Source organism: Beijerinckia sp. 28-YEA-48 (genome assembly GCF_900104955.1).
GTDB lineage: Bacteria > Pseudomonadota > Alphaproteobacteria > Rhizobiales > Beijerinckiaceae > Terripilifer.
In genome coordinates, this window is sequence record NZ_FNSI01000001.1 from 1,299,181 (window position 1) to 1,322,108 (window position 22,928).

Annotated in this window: 19 protein-coding genes; 8 read left to right on the plus strand and 11 right to left on the minus strand. The window is 61.0% G+C overall.

Translation table 11 applies throughout. The annotated features are described in order from the left end of the window. The first annotated feature begins 57 nt into the window (after nt 1–57). Nucleotides 58–489, plus strand: coding sequence for a VOC family protein (locus BLW50_RS06075; RefSeq protein WP_090698938.1), 432 nt, complete (start codon nt 58–60; stop codon nt 487–489). 3 nt (nt 490–492) lie between these two features. On the opposite strand, the gene BLW50_RS06080 is transcribed toward BLW50_RS06075, so the two are convergent. Next, a complete protein-coding gene (locus BLW50_RS06080) occupies nt 493–969 on the minus strand; it encodes a MarR family winged helix-turn-helix transcriptional regulator (RefSeq protein ID WP_090698941.1) in 477 nt (158 codons plus the stop codon). Between the two features lie 187 nt (nt 970–1,156). Between BLW50_RS06080 and BLW50_RS06085 the strand changes: the two genes are divergently transcribed. The 5 genes from BLW50_RS06085 to BLW50_RS06105 all read left to right on the plus strand — a co-directional run bounded on the left by BLW50_RS06085 (nt 1,157) and on the right by BLW50_RS06105 (nt 8,545). Further along, a complete protein-coding gene (locus tag BLW50_RS06085; protein WP_090698945.1) occupies nt 1,157–1,762 on the plus strand; it encodes a hypothetical protein in 606 nt (201 codons plus the stop codon). Between the two features lie 181 nt (nt 1,763–1,943). Further along, a complete protein-coding gene (locus BLW50_RS06090; RefSeq protein ID WP_090708778.1) occupies nt 1,944–2,621 on the plus strand; it encodes a response regulator in 678 nt (225 codons plus the stop codon). Then, the gene (locus tag BLW50_RS06095) at nt 2,621–4,003 is read left to right on the plus strand and encodes a sensor histidine kinase (protein WP_090698947.1); all 1,383 of its coding nucleotides are present in this window, start codon (nt 2,621–2,623) and stop codon (nt 4,001–4,003) included. Before BLW50_RS06090 ends, BLW50_RS06095 begins: the two co-directional genes overlap by 1 nt. A gap of 139 nt (nt 4,004–4,142) precedes the next feature. After that, the gene (locus BLW50_RS06100; protein WP_139267491.1) at nt 4,143–5,351 is read left to right on the plus strand and encodes an efflux RND transporter periplasmic adaptor subunit; all 1,209 of its coding nucleotides are present in this window, start codon (nt 4,143–4,145) and stop codon (nt 5,349–5,351) included. Between the two features lie 29 nt (nt 5,352–5,380). Next, on the plus strand, nt 5,381–8,545 hold the full coding sequence (locus tag BLW50_RS06105) for an efflux RND transporter permease subunit (RefSeq protein ID WP_090698954.1): 3,165 nt from the start codon (nt 5,381–5,383) through the stop codon (nt 8,543–8,545). 73 nt (nt 8,546–8,618) lie between these two features. On the opposite strand, the gene queC is transcribed toward BLW50_RS06105, so the two are convergent. From queC to BLW50_RS06120, 3 genes are all read right to left on the minus strand, one after another. Further along, a complete protein-coding gene (gene queC, locus BLW50_RS06110; RefSeq protein WP_090708781.1) occupies nt 8,619–9,320 on the minus strand; it encodes a 7-cyano-7-deazaguanine synthase QueC in 702 nt (233 codons plus the stop codon). Between the two features lie 20 nt (nt 9,321–9,340). After that, nucleotides 9,341–10,591 carry an MFS transporter gene (locus BLW50_RS06115; RefSeq protein ID WP_280141454.1) on the minus strand — a complete coding sequence of 417 codons (1,251 nt, stop codon included), beginning with the start codon at nt 10,589–10,591 and terminating at the stop codon, nt 9,341–9,343. A gap of 131 nt (nt 10,592–10,722) precedes the next feature. Then, nucleotides 10,723–11,655 carry a LysR family transcriptional regulator gene (locus BLW50_RS06120; RefSeq protein WP_090698960.1) on the minus strand — a complete coding sequence of 311 codons (933 nt, stop codon included), beginning with the start codon at nt 11,653–11,655 and terminating at the stop codon, nt 10,723–10,725. 103 nt (nt 11,656–11,758) lie between these two features. On the opposite strand from BLW50_RS06120, the gene BLW50_RS06125 reads away from it, so the two are divergent. Beyond that, nucleotides 11,759–12,625: a pirin family protein gene (locus BLW50_RS06125; RefSeq protein ID WP_090708783.1), complete on the plus strand. Its 867-nt coding sequence runs from the start codon at nt 11,759–11,761 to the stop codon at nt 12,623–12,625. 64 nt (nt 12,626–12,689) lie between these two features. On the opposite strand, the gene BLW50_RS06130 is transcribed toward BLW50_RS06125, so the two are convergent. The 6 genes from BLW50_RS06130 to BLW50_RS06155 all read right to left on the minus strand — a co-directional run bounded on the left by BLW50_RS06130 (nt 12,690) and on the right by BLW50_RS06155 (nt 20,826). Then, nucleotides 12,690–13,025, minus strand: a complete 336-nt coding sequence (locus tag BLW50_RS06130; RefSeq protein ID WP_210186046.1) for a c-type cytochrome — start codon at nt 13,023–13,025, stop codon at nt 12,690–12,692. Nucleotides 13,026–13,029: 4 nt separating this feature from the next. Beyond that, nucleotides 13,030–15,006 carry a thiamine pyrophosphate-binding protein gene (locus BLW50_RS06135; protein ID WP_090698967.1) on the minus strand — a complete coding sequence of 659 codons (1,977 nt, stop codon included), beginning with the start codon at nt 15,004–15,006 and terminating at the stop codon, nt 13,030–13,032. A 213-nt stretch (nt 15,007–15,219) separates the two neighbouring features. Beyond that, entirely contained in the window at nt 15,220–16,896 is a 1,677-nt protein-coding gene (locus tag BLW50_RS06140) for an ABC transporter ATP-binding protein/permease (RefSeq protein ID WP_090698969.1), read from the minus strand. Next, nucleotides 16,893–17,759: a ChaN family lipoprotein gene (locus BLW50_RS06145; protein WP_090698972.1), complete on the minus strand. Its 867-nt coding sequence runs from the start codon at nt 17,757–17,759 to the stop codon at nt 16,893–16,895. Before BLW50_RS06145 ends, BLW50_RS06140 begins: the two co-directional genes overlap by 4 nt. Beyond that, on the minus strand, nt 17,752–18,522 hold the full coding sequence (locus BLW50_RS06150; RefSeq protein ID WP_090698976.1) for a ChuX/HutX family heme-like substrate-binding protein: 771 nt from the start codon (nt 18,520–18,522) through the stop codon (nt 17,752–17,754). Before BLW50_RS06150 ends, BLW50_RS06145 begins: the two co-directional genes overlap by 8 nt. Before the next feature lie 63 nt (nt 18,523–18,585). Next, nucleotides 18,586–20,826 (minus strand): TonB-dependent hemoglobin/transferrin/lactoferrin family receptor, encoded by a 2,241-nt coding sequence (locus BLW50_RS06155; RefSeq protein ID WP_090698980.1) that lies wholly within the window; start codon nt 20,824–20,826, stop codon nt 18,586–18,588. Between the two features lie 448 nt (nt 20,827–21,274). Here BLW50_RS06155 and BLW50_RS06160 point away from each other — a divergent pair, with 448 nt between their 5' ends. Next, nucleotides 21,275–22,138 (plus strand): TonB family protein, encoded by an 864-nt coding sequence (locus BLW50_RS06160; RefSeq protein WP_090698982.1) that lies wholly within the window; start codon nt 21,275–21,277, stop codon nt 22,136–22,138. A 40-nt stretch (nt 22,139–22,178) separates the two neighbouring features. On the opposite strand, the gene BLW50_RS06165 is transcribed toward BLW50_RS06160, so the two are convergent. Continuing rightward, nucleotides 22,179–22,928 (minus strand): HugZ family pyridoxamine 5'-phosphate oxidase, encoded by a 750-nt coding sequence (locus BLW50_RS06165; RefSeq protein WP_090698986.1) that lies wholly within the window; start codon nt 22,926–22,928, stop codon nt 22,179–22,181.

Consider the following 22,928-nt stretch of genomic DNA (forward strand, 5'->3'; position numbering starts at 1 on the left):
TCTCTCGGGCGTGCTAAGCCTGTGCTAGGTTTCTGTACCAACCGAAGGAGACGACCGATGGCACGGCTGAGACATTTTGCGATCAGCGTGAAGGACCTGGAGGCGTCGGCGCGCTTCTATTCGCAGGTTTTCGACCTCAAGGAGGTGGGCCGCGAGAGCAACGAGATTGGCTCGGGGGTGTATCTCAGCGATGGCGTGATCAACCTGGCGCTGCTCAGTTTCAACGGTGAGCGTGGCTCCGGCCTCAAGGACGCGAAGAGCTTCGCAGGCCCGCATCATTTCGGCTTTCAGGTCGACGATCTCGCCGATGCGCAGCGCCGTATTGAGGCCGCCGGCGGCACGTTCTTCTTCGATTTAGGCGAGGAGCAGAAGGGCAACTTTGAACGTAAGTTCAAAGATCCCGATGGCGTCATCTTCGACATCTCCAAGAATGGCTGGGTCGGGACAGACGGCTTTTCTTTCGCACACGCGGAAGCGGAGAAGGATTGACGGCTAGCCGCGGGCAGCTTTTGCCGGCTTCCGCGGCTGCATGCCTTGGGACATGTTGTTGCGGAAACGCTGCAACAAGGACCTGAGCTGCTGGCGCTCCTGGTCGGTGAAGTCCGACATGGAGGTGTTTGTCACCACTGAAATCTCGGGGATGACGAGAGCGTGGAGGCTGCGGCCGCTGTCGGTGAGTGTCACCAGAACCTTGCGTGCGTCCTTTTCATCGACCGAACGTTGAATATAGCCGGCTTGTTCGAGTTGTCTTAGCGCCACGACAGTCGTCGAGCCGGTGACGCCGATGCGATCGGCGAGTTGCCGTTGCGTGACACCGTCTTTTTCCCAAAGTGAGCGCAGGAACGGAAACACGCCCACCGAAATGCCGTGTAGCATCAGGGTCTGATTGTAGTGTTTCGTAAGCGAACGCGCCGCGTCCCACATCAGGAAGCCAATCGCGTCTTCAAGCTTTTCATGCGGTGGTTGCATTGGGTCCTTGCCGGTTGTCTGCCTGTCCGACGAACGGCATTACACCATTTCGTTAGACCATGAATCGATACCGTTTGACAAAACAGAAGCGCCTCCTGACGATCTGGCGCGCAAGACGGTCCAGTCGTTCGCTTAACGTCTGGCCTCCTAATTGATTGGCGCGATCTGGCCTGAGCGGAGATGAGGTTTGAGCGAAGCGGCGAACGACAGCGAGATGCCGAAGCGACGCCGCAGGGAGGCTGTGAAGTCATTCCTGAGCGGCGATCGCACGCCGATGTGGTTTTCTCTCTTCGTCCTGCTGCTTGGCGGGGGCGGAACCTACTTTCTGGCACCGCGCGTCAATGCTCAATTCGAGGAGCAGAAGATCAAATCCGATTTCGTCATCAAGAACTACGGCGACCTGCGCACGAAAATGGAAGAGTTCCAGGGGCTCTATGCCGTCGTGACGCAAAAGCTCGTGGCTGGGGAGGACGTTCGCGCCGATGTCTTCAAACTGCAAGAATTGAACGCACGGATCAGTGCGCAGAATCTTTCGCTGCTGCCCATGTTCAGCACCGAATCCGGCCCCAAAGCGGCTTCAGAGTTGAACGCCGCCTTGAACGGTATGATCCAGGTGATCTTCGCCAATGCCGGGAAGAAGATCGAGAGCGAAGCGGAGGTCGCTGCCTACCAGGCCCAGGTGGCGGAGGCGATGCAGAAAATGGTTTCGCCCTTGCTCGAACTCTATGTGCGCATCGGCGACGTCGGCCGGTTGCGGCCGATCGAAAAGAACCAGCAGCTGGCCAAGCCCTGAAGCAGTCTCGGCCAACGCGGTGTTTGCCAATTCGGTGCTTGTTTGTCTCGGTGGGGTATTGGCCACCCGTTAACCGTCCCTTTGGGCGGCCCACGAGCCTTTGCAAAGGCGCCGTTGGAACGGCGCGGCCGGTGGCATAGAGTGGCCGAGAGACTCATGGGGGACGGACGACGTGGCCGGTTTGCGCATTCTGCTGGTCGAGGACAATGTTGAACTCGCCGCCTTGGTCATGTCTGGCCTGCGGTCGGCCGGGTTTCTGGCTGACCACATGGGCACGGCCGCCGATGGCCGCCATGCCCTGCGGCTTAGTCAATATTCGCTGCTTATCCTCGATCTCGGCCTGCCCGACGCGGATGGGCTGACCCTGTTACGGGAAATCCGCCAGGCGAACGATGCGGTACCGGTGCTGGTGCTGACGGCCCGGTCCGGCGTCTCCGACCGGGTCGAGGGGCTACGGGCGGGCGCCGATGACTACCTTGCCAAGCCCTTCGCCTTCGAGGAATTACTGGCCCGGATCGAGGCTCTGCAGCGCCGGCCGCGCCAGCTCGCGGACACGATGCTGTTTATCGCCAACCTGAAACTGGATGTTCCCAACCGCCAGGCCTTTGTCGATCAGCTGCCGATCACCCTCAATTCCCGTGAAATCTCGGTGCTTGAGCTGCTGCTGCGGCGCAAGGGCAGGGTGGTGCCGAAACAGGTCTTCGAAGACCAGCTGTTCGGCCTGTCGGGCGATGGCTCGCCCAATGCGGTCGAGGTCTATGTCTATCGGCTGCGCAAGCAGCTCGGCGATCATGGCGCCTCGGTGAAAGTGCATACGGTGCGCGGGGTGGGCTATCTCATCTCCGAGGCCACGGGGTGATGCGTCGTAATTCGATCGTCGCGCGTATCGTCTGGCTACATATTCTGGTGGTCGGCAGCGTCTCTATCTTCATGCCGGTGGCGCTGTATTTCCTTTTGGCCTCGGAAACGAACGAGATCCAGCGCCAGTTCATCACCAGCCAGGTCAATCAGATCGGCAAATATTTGGAGCGCGGCAGTGACGGGACCTGGCAGCTGAAGCTGCCGGAAGGCATCCAGGACATCTATTCAGAGGCCTATGGACGCTATCGCTACGCGATCATCAATGACAAAGGGCAGGTCGTGTTCTCGTCCCTGGCGGACAAATCCGCCGTCTTTCCCGACGCTGGGTTGACCGACGAGCCGCAATATCTTGATCGGCGCGATAGTGGCCTGGCCGTCGCGGGCGCTCGCATCCCGGAAACGATCGATGGCGAGCCGTTCTGGGTCGAGGTCGGAGAAGACCTGTCGCATCGAGACGTTATTATCGACGATATCCTGGGGCGATTCCTGCAACGCGTCGCCTGGGTTACGTTGCCGCTGCTGTTGCTGCTGCTGGGGCTCGACATCGCCATCGTCCGAACCGTGTTCAAGCCCGTTCTGAGGGCTTCGGAGGAGGCCGAGGCGATCAGGCCCTCGCAGCCGGGTCTGCGTCTGTCGAGCGCGGAACTGCCCAGCGAAATCCGCCCCCTGGTCCAAGCCATCAACAATGCCCTTGATCGTCTGGAAAGCGGCTACAAGCTGCAACACGAATTCGCGGCCGATGCCGCCCATGAATTGCGCACGCCGCTGGCCATCCTGCGCACGCGCATCGACACGTTGACCGATCGGGACGTGTCGCGGCAACTGCGCAGCGATGTCGAGCGCATGTCCCACACCGTCAATCAGTTACTTGAAATGGCGGAGTCAGAGATTTTCATCGTTGGTCCCGACGAACAGGCGGATCTGCATGCGATCGCTGTCGATGTCGTTTCCTTCCTGGCGCCGTTGATCTTTGGCGAGGGGAGGTCGGTCTCTGTTGTCGGCGCCGATCAACCTGTGCTGGTGAACGGCAACGTTGAGATGATCGCGCGTGCTTTGCGCAACCTGGTCGAGAATGCCGCCAAATACTCTCCCTCGGGCAGCGAGATCGAGGTCATTGTCGATAGCGCCGGGGCGTTGCGGATCACGGATGAGGGCGCTGGGATCAGCGACGACGACAAGCAGCTTCTCTTCCGGCGGTTTTGGCGGCGTGACCGGCGCGGCACCAACAGCGTCGGCCTTGGCTTGGCGATCGTGCAACGGATCATGGCGGCGCACAGCGGCGAGATAGAAGTCCATAGCCGTTCGCCACGCGGGACTGCTTTCGTCCTTCGCTTCAAGCCCTTCGAGACTGACATTTCGTCAGACGGCGCCATCGCTTGAGCCGCTTCGGGCGGCTCGTGTCAGTTTCGCGTTAGCTTGGCGTCAGGCATTTGTCAGCCAGCCCTCCTATGAGACTCAGAGCTAGATTTAGCGCGAGGGCGCCCAAGTGGTCGACAATGTGAGCAATCGGAAGCGATACGTGCGGTCGCTACCAGTCGTCGCGGGCGTTCTTGCGATAGGTGCAGGTTTGGCTTGGGCCCTGCCTTCGCAAACGGCGTCGAAGGCCGAGACCGCAACCACACTGCCGAAACCCGCTGCGCCGTCGTCGTCGTTCAAGCTGTCCGAGGATCAGATGGCGGCGGTGACTCTTGAGCCCGCGACCGAGATGCGGTTCCGCTCGACTTTGACGACCGATGGCAAGATCGCGGTCAATGAAGACGAAGCCACGCCGGTCTATCCGGCCTATGCTGGCCGCACCGTGCGCATTCTGGCGAAGCCCGGCGATCAGGTACAGCGCGGACAAGTGCTGTTTACCCTTGAAGCCGCGGATATGGTTCAAGCGCAAACCGATTTCATTTCAGCTGTCGCTACGCTCAACAAGGCTATCTCGCAAGAAAATCTAGCGAAGACGGCCGAAAAGCGGGTGCATGGGCTCTATCTCGTTCACGCCCTGGCGCAGAAAGACTGGCAGGAGGCACAGGCCGAGCTCGTCAGCGCGCAGAACGACACACGTTCTGGCCAGGTTGCTGTTGAGGCGGCGAGCAATCGACTGCGACTGCTAGGTCGCAGCGACGAAGAGATTGATCGCTTCAAGAATGAGGGGCGCATCAGCGCCGAGACATCCACCTATGCGCCGCTGAGTGGCACGGTGGTCCAGCGCAAGATCGGCCCCGGCCAGTTTATCGCGGCAGGTTCGTCTGATCCGGCCTTTGTTATCGGGGATCTGTCGTCGGTCTGGATCGTCGCCAATGTTCGCGAGAGCGACGCGGGCAATATCCGCCTCGGTCAGACGATCACGGTTTCGCTACTTGCCTATCCTGGCCAACATTTCAACGCGACGGTGGATTATGTCTCCTCGTCGGTCGATCCCTCGACCCGTCGTCTCCAGGTTCGCGGCACCATCGCGAATCCGGATCGTAAGCTGCGACCGGAAATGTTCGCCACCGCGACGATCGATATTGCCAACGCGACCTCGTCGATTGGTGTTCCCCGCCATGCGCTTGTCTATGAGGGCGATAGCATCCGTCTGTGGGTCTATCAGGACGGCAAAATCACACCGCGCAACGTGACCACGGGCCTCATCAACGACGACTTCGTCGAAATCAAGGATGGGTTGCGTCGCGGTGAAACCGTGGTGACACGGGGTAGCCTGTTTATCGATCGGGCGAATGTCGCAAACGCCGGCTGATCGTTGCACGTCTAATCGAGGATAAGCGCGTGAATACGCTGATCGAATTCGCACTGCGGCAACGCGTGCTGGTGATCCTATTGCTCCTCGGCGTCTTCGCGGGCGGCTTTGTCGCGTTTCAAAACCTCAATATCGAAGCCTATCCCGATCCAGTACCGCCTATGGTTGACATCGTCACGCAGAGCGATGGCATGTCGGCGGAGGAGGTCGAGCGTTACATCACCATTCCGATCGAAACGCAGACATCCGGCCTTCCCAATTTGCGCACGATGCGCACGATCTCGCTGTACGGCCTGTCGGATGTGAAGTTGCAATTCACCTTCGACTACACCTATGAGCAGGCGTTGCAGCAGGTGCTCAACCGCCTGTCGCAGCTGCCAAACCTGCCGAATGGCGCGCAACCCTCGATTTCGCCGGTGTCGCCGATTGGCGAAATCTATCGCTACAAGCTGACGGGTCCCCCGGGCTACAGCGTTCTCGATCTCAAAACCTTGCAGGATTGGGTGTTGCAACGGCGTTTCCGCGCCATCCCCGGCGTGATCGATGTGACCGGATGGGGCGGCAAGACCAAGACCTATGAGGTTCAGGTTAAATTCGACAAACTGGTGGCCTATGGCCTGACCTTGCCGCAGGTCATCCAAGCCATCAACAATGCCAATATCAACGTCGGCGGCAATACGGTCGACATTGGTTCGCAATCGGCTGTTATTCGCGGTGTCGGCGCTATTCGCACGGTCGACGACATCCGCAACACCATGTTGACGCAAAACGGGGGCAGTGCGGTCCTGGTGAAGGACATCGCCGACGTCATCGTCAGCAACCAGCCGCGCCTCGGCATCGCCGGCAAGGATGACGACAACGACATCGTGCAAGGCATTGTGTTGATGCGTCGTGGCGAAAAGAGCATGCCGACGATCCTCAACGTGCATGCCGCCGTCGAGCGCATCAACAGTTCCGGTGTCCTGCCGCCGGGCGTCAAGATCGAACGCATCTATGATCGCAAAGAGCTGATCGATCTGACGACCCACACCGTCTTGCACAATATGATGGTCGGCATCATCCTCGTCTTTCTCATCCAATGGCTGTTTCTGGGCGATTTACGCAGTGCGGTCATCGTGGCCGCGACGATTCCGTTTTCGTTATGTGTCGCTATCGGCATCATGGTCTTACGCGGAGAATCCGCGAACCTGCTCTCGGTCGGCGCCATCGACTTTGGCTTGATCGTCGATGCGACGGTAATCATCGTCGAAAATATCTTCCGAAATCTGGCGCATCGTACTGGCGGTGTTCCCACCGGCCCGTTCGGCAAAAACGCCAAGCTTAATATCATCTATAACTCGTCAACGAGCGTCAGCCGGTCGATCCTGTTTTCCGGCGCGATCATCATCGCCGCCTTCCTGCCGCTGTTTACGCTGAGTGGCGTCGAAGCCCATATTTTCGGGCCGATGGCGAAGACCTATGCCTATGCGCTCGCCGGTGGTCTGCTTGCGACCTTCATCGTCTCGCCAGCGCTGTCCGCCGTGCTTCTGCCGGAGCGCGTGCGCGAGACCGAGACCTGGCTCGTGCGCGGATTGGATTCGATCTATCGGCCCGTGTTGCGTGCGGCGATGGCCAATCGGTTGAAAACGGTGGCCAGCGCGCTCATCCTCTTTGTCGGCGCTTTGGCGGCGGGACGGGGGCTGGGTCTCGAATTCCTGCCCAAGCTGGAAGAGGGCAATCTCTGGATTCGCGCCACCATGCCCGCGACCATTTCGCTGACCGAAGGCAATGGCTATGTGAATCAGATCCGTTCGGTCATTCAGTCGATTCCGGAAGTGCAGTCGGTTGTCTCACAACACGGCCGGCCCGATGACGGCACCGATGCCACGGGCTTTTTCAACGCCGAGTTCTTCGCGCCACTGGTGCCGGCTGGCGATTGGCGGCCTGGGATGACCAAGGACAAACTGACTGCGGAAATTCTCGGCCAGCTCGAGCGCCGCTTCCCTGGCATTGAGTTCAATTTCTCGCAATATCTGCAGGACAATGTCGCTGAAGCGGTGTCGGGCGTGAAGGGCGAGAATTCGATCAAGCTCTATGGCAATGATTTGGCGCAGCTGACAGCCACCGGCAACAAGATCAAAGACGTTCTCGCCACTGTTCCGGGCATCAAGGATCTGTCGGTGTTCACCTCGTTGGGCCAGCCGACGATCCAGATCGATGTCGATCGCGAACGCGCCTCCCGTTATGGCCTCGCGCCTGGCGATATCAATACGGCGGTTCACGCGGCGATCGGTGGTCAGTCGGCAGGCGATCTCTTCGAGAACGGCAGCGATCGCCATTTCCCGATCATGGTGCGCCTGGCGCCGGAGTTCCGGCAGAGTGCCGAAGCCATTCGCAATCTCACCATCGGCGTTGCCGGACAGAACGGATCGATTTCACAAATCCCGCTCAGCGACGTCGCCTCGATCCGCTTGGTCACGGGCGCCTCCTATATTTATCGCGAGCAACAGGAGCGTTATCTGCCGATCAAGTTCAGCGTTCGCGATCGCGACTTGGGTGGTGCGATCGAAGAGGCACAGCGGCGGATCGCGGAGGAGGTTAAGCTAGGGCCGGGCATGCGTCTGGAATGGGTTGGCGAATTCGGCAACCTTCAGGACGCGATCGCGCGGCTGAAGATCGTTGTTCCCGTCACGCTGCTGCTGATCGCGCTGCTGCTCTATCTGAACTTCGCGTCGATCACCGATACGCTTCTGGCGCTGTCGGTCATTCCGATGGCGATGGTCGGTGGTGTCGTCACCTTGTTCCTGTCCGGCACGGCGTTTAGCGTCTCGGCGGCGATGGGCTTCATTGCGCTCTTCGGTATCTCGGTGATGGAAGGCGTGATCCTGCTGGCGACGTTTAATGGCCTGATCAACACGGGAATGGAACGCTCGGCAGCTATTTTCGAAGCGGCCACCACCCGCATGCGCCCGGTGATGATGACCTGTGTCGCGGCTTGCGTCGGCTTGTTCCCGGCGGCGATTTCCACGGGCATCGGCTCGCAGGTGCAAAAGCCATTGGCCATGGTCGTCGTCGGCGGCATTCTTCTGGCGCCGATCCTGATCCTGGTCTATCTGCCGCTGCTCATCGATTTCTTCTCGCGGCGGAAACTGGCCATTATCGATGATAGCGAGGGCGAGGCGCCTGTGCCTGAGGCGCATCCGCATCAGACGTAACCTCGAACAATTCTCCATTGCCATTCCCGACACGGCTGTCGGGAATGGCAACGAGCGTTTTTAGCAGGCGTTATCAGATGGCCTGAAAACGGCGATAACCGTCCGCCCGCAATTCGCAGGCGGGGCAGGTGCCGCAGCCAAAGCCCCAGGGATGGCGCATGCCGCGTTCGCCGAGATAGCAGGTGTGGCTGTCCTCGACGATAAGATCGATGAGGGGCTGGCCGCCGAGCCTTCCGGCCAGGCGCCAGGTCTCGGCCTTGTCGATCCACATCAGCGGTGTTTCGAGTACGAAGCGCTTGTCCATGCCCAGATTGAGCGCCACCTGCAGCGCCTTGATCGTATCGTCGCGACAGTCGGGATAACCGCTGTAGTCGGTTTCGCACATGCCGCCGACGATGTGTTTGAGACCACGGCGATAGGCCAGAGTCGCCGCGAAGGTGAGAAAAACGAGATTACGCCCCGGCACGAATGTATTGGGCAGGCCCGCATCGGTCATCTCGATGGTGACATCGCGGGTCAAGGCGGTGTCGGAGATCTGGCCCAGCACATTGAGATCGATCGTGTGGTCGTTGCCGAGCCGCGTCGCCCAGCGCGGATTCATGGCGGTGAGGCCATCGCGAATCCGGCCTCGGCAATCGAGCTCGATGCGATGGCGCTGGCCATAGTCAAAGCCGACCGTCTCGACCCGGTCAAAGCGCTCCAGTGCCCAGGCGAGGCAGGTGGCGGAATCCTGTCCACCGGAGAACAGGACGAGGGCAGCGGTGTTCAAATCCATATCTCCTTCACGGCTTTCCTTCACGACTCGGCTTTCACCGGGGCTCTGGCCACGGTGAAGTGATAGACGAGCACGAGCAGCAGCAGAACGCCGAAGGCCGAAACGCCCAGCGACCAGTGGATGCCGGTCCAGGCGCCGAGCAGACCGACCGAAATGCCGCTGAAGGCGCGCATGCCGAGCCCGGCCATATTGTAGAGGCCGACGACGCGGCCACGGCTTTCCGGCGGCGCGTTCAACTGCACCAGTGCCTGCGCGATGGTATTGAACGACAATTCGCAAAAGCCTGCGATCATCAGCAAGGCGATCGCCAGTGCGAAACTTCCGGCGGTGGCGAAGCCGAGGAGGGCGGTTGCCCAGACCGCAGCCAGAATCATCGCCGCCTTCGCGGTCGAGCGAATGACGTTCCAGCCTTCGAGCAGGACGCCGGCGAGCACCGCGCCGGCTGCATCCGCCGCCAGCAGCAGACTGTAGGAAATGCCGGGATCGCCATGGCCGAGATCGGCGGCGAAACCTGGCATTTGCGCGCTATAGGCATTGCCGACGAGGAACGAGGTCAGACCCGCCAACAGGGTCATCGAGGTCAAAACGGTGTTCGGCCTAATATCGCGCATGGTCTGGATGATGTCGGCGAAACCGCGCACAGCGCGCGCCAGAGGCTGCGCCGCCTTGCCTGGCGCCCAGAACAGCCACAACAGCATCGGCAGGTAGAACAGGGTGTTCAGCATGATGCCCTTGATGGGCCCCAGCGTGTACATGATCAGGCCGCCGACGGCGGGTCCGACCAGAACGCCGAGATAGCGCGCCATGGCATTCAGACGCACGGCCGATTGCAGATCACCGGGGCCGACCATGTCATAGAGCAGCAATTGGTTCGGTGTTTGCCACAGCACGCCAGCGCAGCCGTGGATGATCAGGATGAACATGGCGCTCCACATCGTCAGCGTGTCGGTGACGAAGAAGAAGGCCCAGCCGGCCGAAGCGATGATGAACAGCAGCATGCCGCATTGAATGATGCGGCGCCGGTCCATCCGATCGGCCAAGCCGCCGACGGTGACCGAGAACAATAGGAATGGCAGCCAGTGGGACAGGATGGCGAAGCCACCGAGCGCCGGCGAATGGAATTTTTGATAAATGAACCAGTAGCTGATCACATGCTCGATGTTGTCGGCCATCATGGCGACGACATAGGAGATGAATTGCAGGCGGTAGGCGGGGTGCCGCATGGCGGCAAAGGAGGTCCGAGGCAGACCGGTTTTGACAGGGGCAGTCACGTCACTTTTCCAATGCAGGTGTGTCCAATGGAGGTGCGGCCGCATAACACGGAAGCGGCGGCAGTTTTTTGATCTTGTACCGGAAGGTGTACTTCTCGGTGTACCTTTGTCCTAAGCAATCGCCACGCCATCTATGGCGCTTTCGGAATATCGAGGGTTTCGAGGCGGCTCAATTCGGCATATTCGGCGGCGAGAAAGTCCATCAATGCGCGCACCGAGGGCAAAAGGCCACGCCGGGATGGGAAGGCGGCGTGGATGATGCCCGTGCGCGGCGCCCAGCCGGGCAGAATGTCGATCAGCCGGCCGGCCCGCAGGTCCTCTTGGACCACCATGGTCGGAAATTGGCAGACACCGATGCCAGCGAGCGCCGCCTCGCGCAGCGCCACCATATCCTCGGTCAAAAGCCGGGGGCGGTGCGGGATTTTCGCCGTCGCGCCGTCCGGGCCATCGAGGCACCAGTCATGATCACTGTGCGCCGGGCCCCAGGCCAGGCTCGGTAGGGTGGTGAGATCGGCCGGCACCAGTGGATGCGACAGGTCTTTGATCAGCGTAGGGCTCGCCACCAAGCGTTGGATGCTGTCGGCAAATTTGCGGATGATCAGATCGCTGTCGTCGAGCGGCGGAAAGCGCACGCGGATGGCGAGATCGAAGCCTTCGCGAATGACATCCACCCGCCGGTTGGTGCTGTCCAACATCACTTCGACCTGCGGGCAGGCGGCCATGAAGCGGGCGATCATGGCGCCAAGCTGAAAGTAGATCACCGATGAGGGGCAGCTGACCCGCACGAGACCACGCGGCTCGCCGCGCATGCGCTGGACGGCCTCCGTCGCTGCCTCGGCTTCCACCACCATGGCGACGCAGTGGCGATAGAATTCGCGGCCGACGTCAGTGACGGCGAATTGTCGGGTGGAGCGTTGGATAAGGCGGACGCCGAGACTTTCCTCCAGCAGTCCGATGCGGCGGCTGAGCCGCGAGCGCGGCATGCCGAGCTTGCGAGCGGCGGCTGAAAAGCCCTTTTGCTCAACCACATCGACGAAGAGCTTGTAGTCGTTCAGATCCGGCATGGCGGGGCTTTGATTGTCCTATCTTTGGGACAGTCTAGCGTGAAATCGCCGTCTACAGGAATTTTTGATGCGTATCTATCTCGCTGCCAACAAGGAGAGTGAGATGAAGAAAGTTCTCGGAACCTACAGTAGCCCGCGACCCCACTGGGTTGGCGACGGCTTCCCCGTGCGCTCGCTGTTCTCCCATGGCAGCCATGGCGAGCATATCAGCCCGTTCCTGCTGCTCGACTATGCCGGCCCGGCGGATTTCAAGCCGACAGACACGCCCCGTGGTGTTGGGGTTCACCCGCATCGCGGCTTCGAGACCGTGACGATCGTCTATAAGGGCGAGGTAGAGCATCGCGACTCCACCGGCCGAGGCGGTGTCATCGGACCGGGCGACGTGCAGTGGATGACGGCGGCCGGCGGCATTTTGCACGAGGAGTTCCATTCCAAGGCGTTCACCGCCAAAGGTGGCACGCTGCAGATGGTGCAGCTCTGGGTCAATCTGCCGAAGAAGGACAAGGACGCCGAGCCTGGCTATCAGAGCATCGTCAACGGCGACATTCCCGCGGTTGATCTGCCCGAAGGGGCCGGCACGCTCCGGGTGATTGCTGGTGATTATGACGGCAAGCGTGGTCCGGCGCGCACCTTCACGCCAATCGAGGTGTGGGATGTGGCGCTGAAACCGGGCGCGACGGCGCGGTTGCCGGTGCCCGAGGGCCATTCGACGGCTGTGGTCGTGCTGGAAGGCGTGGTCGAGGTGAACGGCGAGGCCATTGCGCGTGAGGCGGAATTCGTTCTGCTCGATCGCCAGGGCAGCGAGATCACCATCGAGGCCAACGGCAATGTGCGCCTGCTTGTGCTGGCTGGCGAGCCGATCGACGAGCCGGTGGTCATGCACGGTCCGTTCGTCATGAACACGAAGGAAGAGATCGTGCAGGCGATGACCGACTTCCAAAGCGGTCGCTTCGGCGCCATCCCGGCCTAATGCGTTCTTGCCTAAACGAAAGCGGCCGCCGCTCTGGAGTTCTCTCCAGAGCGGCGGCTTTTTGCTATGGGTCGATGATCTTCTTCACGTCGACGGCGGCCGGTCGCGACGAGAGATAGGCGTGGATCGCCTGTAAATCCGGCTCGGGGAGAACCTGCTCGCGGAATGGCGGCATCTGGCGCGAACTGCTTCTGACGAAGGCTGAGAAACCTTCGTAAGGCAGCGGGTCTGGAGCAAGTTTGGGGCCGGCCGAAGTGCCTTGGCCCTCGGTTCCGTGGCATTGCCAGCAGCCATATTTCAGGAATTGCGCATGGCCGGTGTCATCAGCCGCCGCCGCCGGCAGATAAGAGCCGAGGAGCACCGCAAAGCTGAGGGACGTGAATTTCAAGGTTCTCATCATCACGTTACCTCGGCTGGCAGACGACATCGACGAGAGCAGGCTCGCCACTTTTGACAACTTCCACCGCGCGTTTGAGCGCTGCGGGCAGATCCTTGGGATCTGTGATCGGCCCGGCCGACCAGACGCCGAGCGATGACGCCAGTTTGGCGAAATCGATATTCGGGTTCTCGATACCGGTGCCGACCGGCACCATGCCGCCGCCGAGATTGGCGACACGATTATGCCGGTTCGCCATGCGCTGCACGTGCATCACCTCCTGATGATAGGCGCGGTTGTTGTGCATGACGTTGAGCAGCGGGATCTTGTGATGGGCAGCTGTCCACAGCACGCCCGGCGCATACATGAGATCGCCGTCCGCCTGGATATTGACCGAGAACCGGCCGAAGGCCTTATTGGCCAAAGCGGCGCCCAGGGCTGCCGGTGCGCCGTAGCCGACGCCATAGCCTCCGGCACCGCCGATGAACTGATAGTACTTGTCGAAGGGCCAAAGCCGCGTCGGCCAGGAGCTGTGAAAGCTATCGCGGCTGACCATGGACCAGTCTTCGCCCTTGATCTGATTCCAGATTTCAGCGCAGAGCCGCGCCGTGCTGATAGGCTGGGCATCCCAGGCGATGCCGGCCGCGGCGATTGAGCGTGCGCGGTTTTCGCTCCAGGCTTTCTTGTGGCGATCGGCGCGCTGGCTGAGCGCGTCCTTCTTGCTGGCCGGCAGAGCCGACTTGATGAATTCAATCAACTGCGGCAGCGAGGCTTCGGCATCGCCGGCCATGCCGATGTCGACCGACTGGAAGCGCTGGAAATCCTGGAAGTTGGCTTTCGTCAGCAGTTCAGCCGATGAGATCGAGATCAGCTTGGCTGACGGTTTGGTCGTCGGCTCCTGTATGCCGTGGCCGTGATTTTCCTCATTGTCGATATAGCCGTTCACTGTGCCCCAGAAGTCGGACAGTTCGAGGCCAAGTACGACGTCGGCTTGGGCGATCAGCGCGCGCCCGCGCGCCGATTGATTGAGATAGTGGTTGGTCGCGATATTGAGGCGGCCGAGCTGGTCGATGACCGGTGCCTGCAAGGTTTCGGCGAGTTCGGTCACCAGGCGCAGGCCAGCTGGCGTGCGCGCGGCGCGATCGGCGATGATCACCGGGTTTTCCGCTGCTGCGAGCAGTTTGGCGGCCTCACGCAAGGCTGCGGTGTCGGCCTGTGGCGGGGCGCTCGGCACATATTTGGGAATCTGGAGTTTTTCGCCCCTCGGAGCTTCCTCTTGCAAGCCGGCGTCGAGGGAGATCGCGACCGGTTCGTAAGGCGGCGTCATGGCGATGCGATAAGCCCGGACCATCGATTGCGCGAAGTGATTCAAGGAAACCGGTTGATCATCCCATTTGGTGAAATCGCGGATGATGGCATTGGGATCCTGCGCCGCATGGAAAGTCGGCACACCAGGCGGCCGCGTCGCGGCGTCGAGATGATTGCCGCCGATGACGATGATGGGGACGCGATCGCACCAGGCGTTAAAAATACCCATGGTGGCGTGCTGCAATCCGACCGTGCCGTGAACCAGAACGGGTAAAGGCTTGCCGGAGATCTTGAAATAGCCGTGCGCCATGCCGACCGCTGACTCTTCGTGCATGCAGGTCAGCATTTCCGGCATTTTATTGCCGCCGTAGTTGATCAGCGACTCGTGAAAGCTGCGAACGCTCGATGCCGGATTGGTGAGCAGGTAGTCGAAGTTGAGGGATTTCATGACATCGACCATGAAATCGGAGCCTGGCTTGCGGGCTTCCTCAACGGAAGCCGTCGATATCTGTCCGACCTCGGCAGCGGCGACCTGGGCATTGGGCGGCAAGGCGCTGGGTTTGGGAGGCGGGAGGTCGAGATGATCGGGCGGTGCCGCCGCGTTGGCGATGGATGCGCCGGCAACCGTTCCGGACGCACCTGCCGCCACGACCGTTTTTAAAAAGACGCGACGCGAACTTCCTCGAGCATTAGCCATGCCAGCCTCCTTGGTTCAGATCATCCCATCTCAGCGCACAGTATTTGTGCGTCGGTATTCTTGAGAGCTAGGTTGATCCTAACGAGGCTCCGGATCAAGCGCGAAAAGACGCGCTCAAGCTGCAATATTTTGCATCAGTTTGGGGTTCCGGTGTCATTCCCGCTCGCCGCCATGCAGCTGTCGAGAATGACACCGAGGTTTTTTCGTAGCCTGTTAGACCTCGATCTTCTCATACCGCCCGACGCCTTGCGGCGGCCGATGGGCGATGATGACGAATGTGGTCTGCGGTAGCGTCGCCTTCAGCCGTTGCAACAACGCCGCTTCACTCTCCTGGTCGAGCGCGCTGGTCGCCTCGTCGAGAAAGGCCCAATCCGGTTGTTGCAGGATCAAGCGGGCGAGCGCCAGGCGCTGTCGTTCGCCGCCAGAGAGGCCGCGCCGCGCTTCCTCCCAGGCTGTGCCTTGAAGCGAGCCCAACCTCTCAAGCCCGACGATTTCCAATGCCCGGGTGAAACGCTCTTCGGCGAAGTCGTCGGGATTAAGGGGATAGGCCATGGCGGCGCGCAGGCTGCCGAGTGGCAGATAGGCTTGCTGCGGCATGAAGGCGATGTCGCTGGCGGGTTTGCCGATACGCCCTTCCGCATGGCGCCAGAGGCCGGCGATGGCCTTTGCCAATGTGCTCTTGCCACGGCCGGAGGGGCCGGAGAGCCAGTAGGACGTGCCGGCCTGCAGATCGAGACGGTCGAAGGGCGCCAGTACCTTGCCAGCCGGCGTCAGCAGGCGCACGTCATCGATCGTCAGGCGATCGTTGGGCGCGGTGGCGATGACCGGCCGTATCGCTTGCTGGCTGGCTTCTTCCGCCGCGTCGAGGAAGAAGGCGAGGCGGTTCGCGGCGGCGGCGAGTTCGGCCAGATCGCGATAGGAGAAGATGAACCAGGACAGGGTGGTGACCACATTGGAGAAGGCCGAGCTGATCTGCATCAAGCCGCCGAAGGTGATCTTGCCAGCGAGAAAGGCTGGTAGAGCCAGGAACAGCGGAATGCGCAGGACCGTCTGCATATAGGGACGGGTGAAACAGCCCAGTATCAGGTCGCGGCGGGCCAACAGTCGCCAATTGTCAAGCACGGCGCGAAAGCGATCGCGCAACAGGCGGCGCTCGGCGTTCTCGCCATTGGCCAAGGCCACGGCCTCGACATGCTCGCGGAAGCGCGACAGGGCGAAACGGAAATCGCCTTCGCGGCGCTGCTGTTCGAAATTGATGTCTTTCAGCGGCGCACCGAGAAAGTGCGTGGCGCCGCTGGCGATCAGTACATAAATCGGTGCGGCCCAGACCATGTAGCGCGGAATCTCGATGCCGAGGCCGAACACTGAAAACGACAACGGAAAGGTCGAGAGCTCCCAGACGATGCTGACATACCAGACGATCGCCACGATATTGACCATCAATTCGACGGCCTCGCCGGTGAGCTTGTCGACATAGATGCGGCAATCCTCGGCGATGCGCTGGTCGGGATTGTCGACGCCGCCGTCCTTGCGATCGCGCAGGTGCCAATAGGCCTTGCCGGCGAGCCAGCGGTCGAGCACCGCCTCGGTCAATGTGCGGCGCCAGCGGATGATCAGCATTTTGCGCAGATAGGTCGCTGTGAGGAACATGGTGGCGCTGGCGCCGATCAGGCAGAAGAATACGCCGATCTGCCAGATTGCCGTGTCGACATCGAGCTTTTGCAAGGCGTTGTAGAAAACGGCGGTCCAGCCGATGATCTGTACCGTGATCCAGATGCCGCCGAGGCCGAGCGCGAACAGGATGACGACATAGAGCAGGCCGATCCTGCCGCCTTCGCCGGTGATGCACAGGCGTGTGAGCCGGACGAGCTGGCTGGCTAGAACGCTCATGGTGTGGCTTTCAACGCGACGGGCCGTCGTTCGGCTGGTGGCTCCGGATAGGCGAGACGGAACAGGCCATCGGCAATGCCGGGGAGCACGTCGGCGTCATGGCTGTCGCGATCGGTCGGCAGCAGAACGCCGATCCGGCTGACGCCAAGATCGTGCAGCTGATAGGGCGTGCCATGGCCATATTCGAGATGGCCGCGCCCGATGATGCCGATCACGAGGGGATCATCAGCTTGCCCCTTGAGGCAGTCGGCGATGGCGCAAGCGAAGGAACGATCCCAGACCTGTTGCGCGCGGATGAAACGATCGAACCGTTCCGGGGCTGCGAAGGGGGCCGCAACACCCGCCATCAAGCCCGTGAGATAGTCGCGATAGGCCTGCGTCGCCGGCGCTGAAGGCGTGACGCTGTCACGCTCCTCCAGCGGAATAACGTCCCAGCCGAGCTGGCCGACGCGGGTGACCAGCGACCGGGTGCAGTTCAGCGCCTTCATCGGCACATTCTGCTGCCGACAGAAATAGAACAGCGGCAGGTAGATTGCCGGATCGAAGCCCCAGACGGTGGCCCATTCGCTGCGCTCGATGAAGTCCGCTGTGGTTAGCTCCTGCGCCACCCAGGCATCGAGCACCGGCTGGACGCGGCGTGGAAACATTTCGAAGCCGACGACCATGTTGGGGCGCAGCAGATGCAGGCAGGTCATCACCTGCAATTGCCAGCGATGGATTTCGGCGATGTCGTGGGTTTCGCCCAATAGCACGACCTGCTGCGTCGCCATGCGCGCGATCAGATCGCTTTGCATCTGCTCCGCGCCCGTCTGCGGATCGATCCAACAAGCGCGACGATGCGGAATACGGCGTGGCTCAACCATGGATGACAGGCTCCGCGAGGGCGGGTACGTGCAGGCCCGGCACCCGCGCAAAGGCCTGCGGCGCGCCACGCAACACAAGACCGCTCGCCGCGCCGTCGGCCGTCTCGGCATGCAGTTCCACTTCTCGTGCGTCGCCGAGCTTGCGCCAGCGCGCGACGGCTCCCGCCATCAGGTGCAGGTGAAAATCCTTGCTCATGACGTTGACGAACCCCATGGCCGGTTTTGGCGCGGGCACATCGCCGGTCCAAGCCTGGACCAGACCGGCGCGGCGAATCTCGATGGTGACAGGTTCGCCACTTTCGTGCGCAGCTTGGAACGTGGCCGCGGCGAGATCGTCCGCCGGCACGTCCTGCGCTGGCGATGATGAAGGCTTACGCTCGATGGGAGCCACGGATGTGCCGGGGCCAAATGGCGCGAGCGCCTTGTCGAATAGGTCTGGGCCGTCAAGCGCGTGCAGGCTGAACAGCGTCTTGCCGTTCCGATCCTGCATTTCGAGTTTCGGCAAGATGCGATCACGCATGCGCCCGGTGCGGTCGGCGATGACGGTGGCGATCTGCGACACGTCGATCTGACTGTTATGGCATGGCCCTGACAACCGTGCGGTTTCGCCCTCGATGGCAACGGTCTCGACTTCGCCAAGCCGCTCGTGGGTGGCGCCGCCGGCCTGAGTGCCGAGCATGATGCGACCCATCTGCGGCAGAAGGGCGAGAATGACTTTTGCCGAGGCGTTGAGGACTGCGCGCTCGGGTGATAGCTCTGACATGATGGTACTCCCTGACGAGAACGGCGCCGGGCTTATGCCGGCACCGTTCCTCAATTGCGGTTTCTAGAAATCGATGGTCGCGCCGATCTTGAACGTGCGGCCCGGAGCGGTCTGCAGTTCAAGCGGATTGACGGCGCGCACGCTGGCCAACGGCGCCATGTCGTAACGGAACACATTCGAGAAATAGCGGCGGTCGAACATGTTCTGGATGCCAGCGCGGAGTGTCACGTTCGGCAAGGGCTTCCAGTTAAGAAAGGCGTCGAAGACGCTGTAGCCCGGCGGCTTGAACGTCGTCGCCGTTGCGGCGCGAGTGACGCCGGCCGCGAACGTGCCGATGAATTCAGCCTCAAGACCGTATTCGGGCATGAGATATTTGACGCCGGTGACGGCTGTCAGCGGGCTGATATCCGTATAGGCGGTCTTGGCCGCGCCTGGCGTGGTGCGCTGGTCGCCGTATTGATAGCTGACGGAGAGATTGGCCAACCAACGCTCGTGGAAGCGCCATTCGGCCGAGGCCTCGACACCTGAAATGGTCACCGACGACAGATTGCGCGAGGTGATGTCGGTGGCGTTGACCTGGTACAGCTCCTGGATGAAGTCCTTGTAGCGGGTGTGGAAGACGCCGAGCGAGAACCAGCCTTGAGCGAACTTGCCGCGAATGCCCGCTTCATAGGATTGCGCCTGTTCCGGCCGTAGATCCGGATTGGGGATCACGACTTGGTTGCCGGCGGGCAGGGAGGTGAACAATTGCTGCGCCGTCGGCATTTTGAAGCCTTCGGAATAGCGCGCATAGACCGCATAGGTGTCGTTCAGCTTGAACATGGTGCTGATCTGCGGCACAAAACGATGGGCGGCGAGATCGCGCGGCAGCTTGCCAGGAATATAAATGTAACCTGGGCCCGGCTTCGGATTGATCTCGTAATTGGCGTAGCGAACGCCAGGTGTCACCGTCCAACGGTTTCCGAACAGCTCGATCTCATCCTGCAGGAAGAAATCGTAGCGCTTGGTCGTCGAGTTGGCGAAATTGAAGCCGGTGGCAACCGTCGTCGTCAACACATTGGTGGTCAGATTGCGCGCATCGTCACGCCGATTGTAGTCGGCCTGCATGAGGTCGCCTTGGAAACCATAGGTCAGCTTGTGCCGGCTCGGTCCCAGAACGAAGGTCGACTTGGCTTGAATGTCGAGCTGGGTAAATTTCTCCTGATAGCCCAGATAGGAGTGGGTGTAGCGGAGCTGGCCATTGGCGAGTTGCTGCACACGGTCGCTGATGAACTGGCGTTGTTGCTGCGAATGCGACACCTGCCAGCGCAGGCTGTCGAGGAAGGGTGCGCCGACGTTCCACTCATGTTCGAGCGAGAGGGTTTTGCGCGTCAGCACCTGATTGCGCAGATAGGGCCCGTTGCGAATGCCAAGGCTGACAACATTGTAGTCGTAGATCTGGTTGACGGTGCCGTCGCGATCATACCATTCGCCGGTGAGCTTGAACTCGTGGTCCGCACTCGGCCGGTAGACCAATTTCCCGAAAGCATTCACCGTCGATTGCGAAACGGGATTGAGCTGGTTGCACGGCAAGAAGCGCAGGGTCGGAACCGGACAGCCGTAGATGCCGCCATCGGCGCGCGCCTGGCTCAACCGGCCCTCGTTGTTGCTGCGCTGGCTGAAACCGACAAGCGCCTCAAGGGACGGATTGATGCGGACCGCGACAATGCCGGTTTTGACGAAGGACCGGTCGAAACTGTCGAAGGCGGTGTCGAGCTTGCCGCCGTAGGATTTCGTCGGATCGCGCAGGAGATCGGACGGATCGAGCGTGCGATAGGCGACGATGCCGCCCAGCGCATCGGCGCCCCATAGCACAGTGCCGGGGCCGCGCAGGATTTCGATGCTTTTGGTGAAGGGTAAGCCGACGAAGTCGCGCGTGCCGTCGGTGATACGCTCGATGACGCGCACGCCGTCAACACGCACCTGCACGCGGTTGCCGCCGACGCCACGGATGGTGAAGCCGCCATAGTTGCCGAACGGATCGGTGCCGCTGGTCTGGCGGTTGACGCTCACGCCCGGCTGATAGCGCACCAGGTCCTGCATGTCGCGGATGCCGCGATCTTCGATTTCCTGACGGGTGATCACGCTCACGGTCGCTGGCACATCGAGCACCTGCTGCGGACTGCGAGTCGCTGTGACGGTGATCTGATCTAGATCAATCGGCGATTCAGCCGTCGCGCCGGAGGATTGCTGGGCCGATAGACCACCGGGAAGGATCGAGGCCGTAACCAAGGCTAAGGCCGTAATATGCCACTTAGAATTCATAAAAGCGCCCCATTTATTGATGAAGCGCCTTAAATTAACAATATATCTGAGAGCAAGCTAAATATAACTCAGATATGTACTATATATTTGGAATATATATAGATTATAACTCGCATAGAAACAGATAAAGTATATTGTCTTTGAAATTCAAGGCGATCTTCGGTCCGCGCGCTATTTTGGATCGCCAGACGGCAGAAATCACTTTTCTGCGGAATATGTGGCTTTAAGGGCGAAATTATCCGTATAACTACGGTATTAGTGGGCTTTTCTGCCCTTTGCCTGGGACTCGCATCGACAGATCGTGACGGCAATGCATCGAGTGATTGTGGTGGATGAAACTTATAATATTTAAAAAATACATCTGTTGCGCGAAGGAAATACTTGGCTATAGACGATTGATGCCGGAGACCGCGCATGACCTGTCCTCCGGCTATCGGATGAGAAGGCCATGTTGAACAGCTACGATTTCGGACAGCCTGCGGACGGAAAGAGCCTCTGGGGCATGCGCCTGCGCTGGGTCGCAGCGGGGCTGTTGGTCGCATTCGCCCATGGCGCGGTGGTCTGGCTGGCGGTGAGCTGGCGGCTCAATCCGGCCGAGGCAGCGGAACCCGCCCAGAGCATGATCATCGAACTGGCCTCTTTGGCTGTCGATCCCGAGACGGCCGAAGAGGATGCGCCCCCGACGCCGGACGTGGTGAAAACCGAACCGCCGCCGGTCGAGGAGCCGGTGCCCGCGGAAACGGCCGAGAAGCCAACGCCGGAGCCCGAGCTTGAACAGGCGGTGGAAGCGTCGCCGCCCACGACGCATGAGAGCGACGTGGTGATGGAGACGGCGAAACCGAAGATTGAACCGAAGGTCGTGCCGAAGCCGGTGCGCGAGGTGAAGCCGAAGGAACCAAAGCGCGAGGTTCGACAAGCGAAGGTGGAGCATCATAAGCCGGAACATGCGGCACCGCCGCGCGCTGCCGCGTCGCGTCTCGCGGCCCAGCCCAGCGCCGCAGCGCCGGTGGCGGCTTCAGCGCCTGTCTCCGGGGCGGCGATAGCGTCATGGCGCGGTAGCCTGATCGCTCATCTCAACCGCTACAAGCGTTTCCCAGCGGGCGCGAATGGGGCTGGGGCCGCCTCTGTCTCTTTCACCATTGACCGATCGGGCAGGGTGTTGTCATCGAGCCTGGTGCGCAGCTCCGGCGATCCAGCGCTGGATGGCGAGGCGGTGGCGATGATGCGGCGGGCAAGCCCGGTGCCGCAGCCGCCCGAGAATATGGGCGGCCGCACGATTTCGCTGGCGGTGCCGATCCGCTTCAATCGATAGAGCGGTATATGTTGGAGACAGCTCGCTGTCTCCAACCTGGTTACGGGCGTTGCGCCTCGATCTCGGCGAGCGCTGCGAAGAATTCATCCTTCGAATGCACCGGCTGCGGAAGCCACAGACGGGCAAGCGCATCCGTCGTTGCGAGATCGATTCCCGTCGGATCGATGGAGGTCACGCGCCATCGTCCGAGTTTCGCGCCGGAGCGAACAGCCAGGTTTGACGGTTGCTCGCCGCTGTTCAGAACAGCGATGATTTCAGATGCGCTCGCCATCAGCGCTTCCGCGCCCGCCAGCTCCGTAAGCAGGTCTTGCGGTTGCACGTCGTTGGCGTTGCGGGCGGGGCCGCCATTCAGCTGCACGCCCTCGACCTGGAGACGGTAAAGCCGGCTGTCGCGCAACGACAAATACAGTTTGCCTTTGGGGTATCGGTCGACATAGCGCTGCTTCAGTTCGGCGATCTCATGGTCAGGAACCAAGACGGCTCGGCCCACCAGTGTCAGCCTTGGCGTAGTCATGACATCGGTACTGGTCTCGGCAACGGTCAGTGAAATCCGTTCGTCGCCATCGATGTTGCGCGCATGCAGTGCCAGGCCTGCCGTATAGAAAAACGGTGTTCCGTTCGGCTCAATCGCCAGATTTGTGACGGTGCTATAGGGGTAGCCGCTGGGATCGATCGTCGCCAGGGCGGCGATCCGCGACGTTCTCAGCAAGGCGCGGGCGACGTGCACCGCTTCAAGTGGCAAAGCCGCGTCCAAATTGATTTCTAGCCCCCGTGGGGTGATGACCGGCAT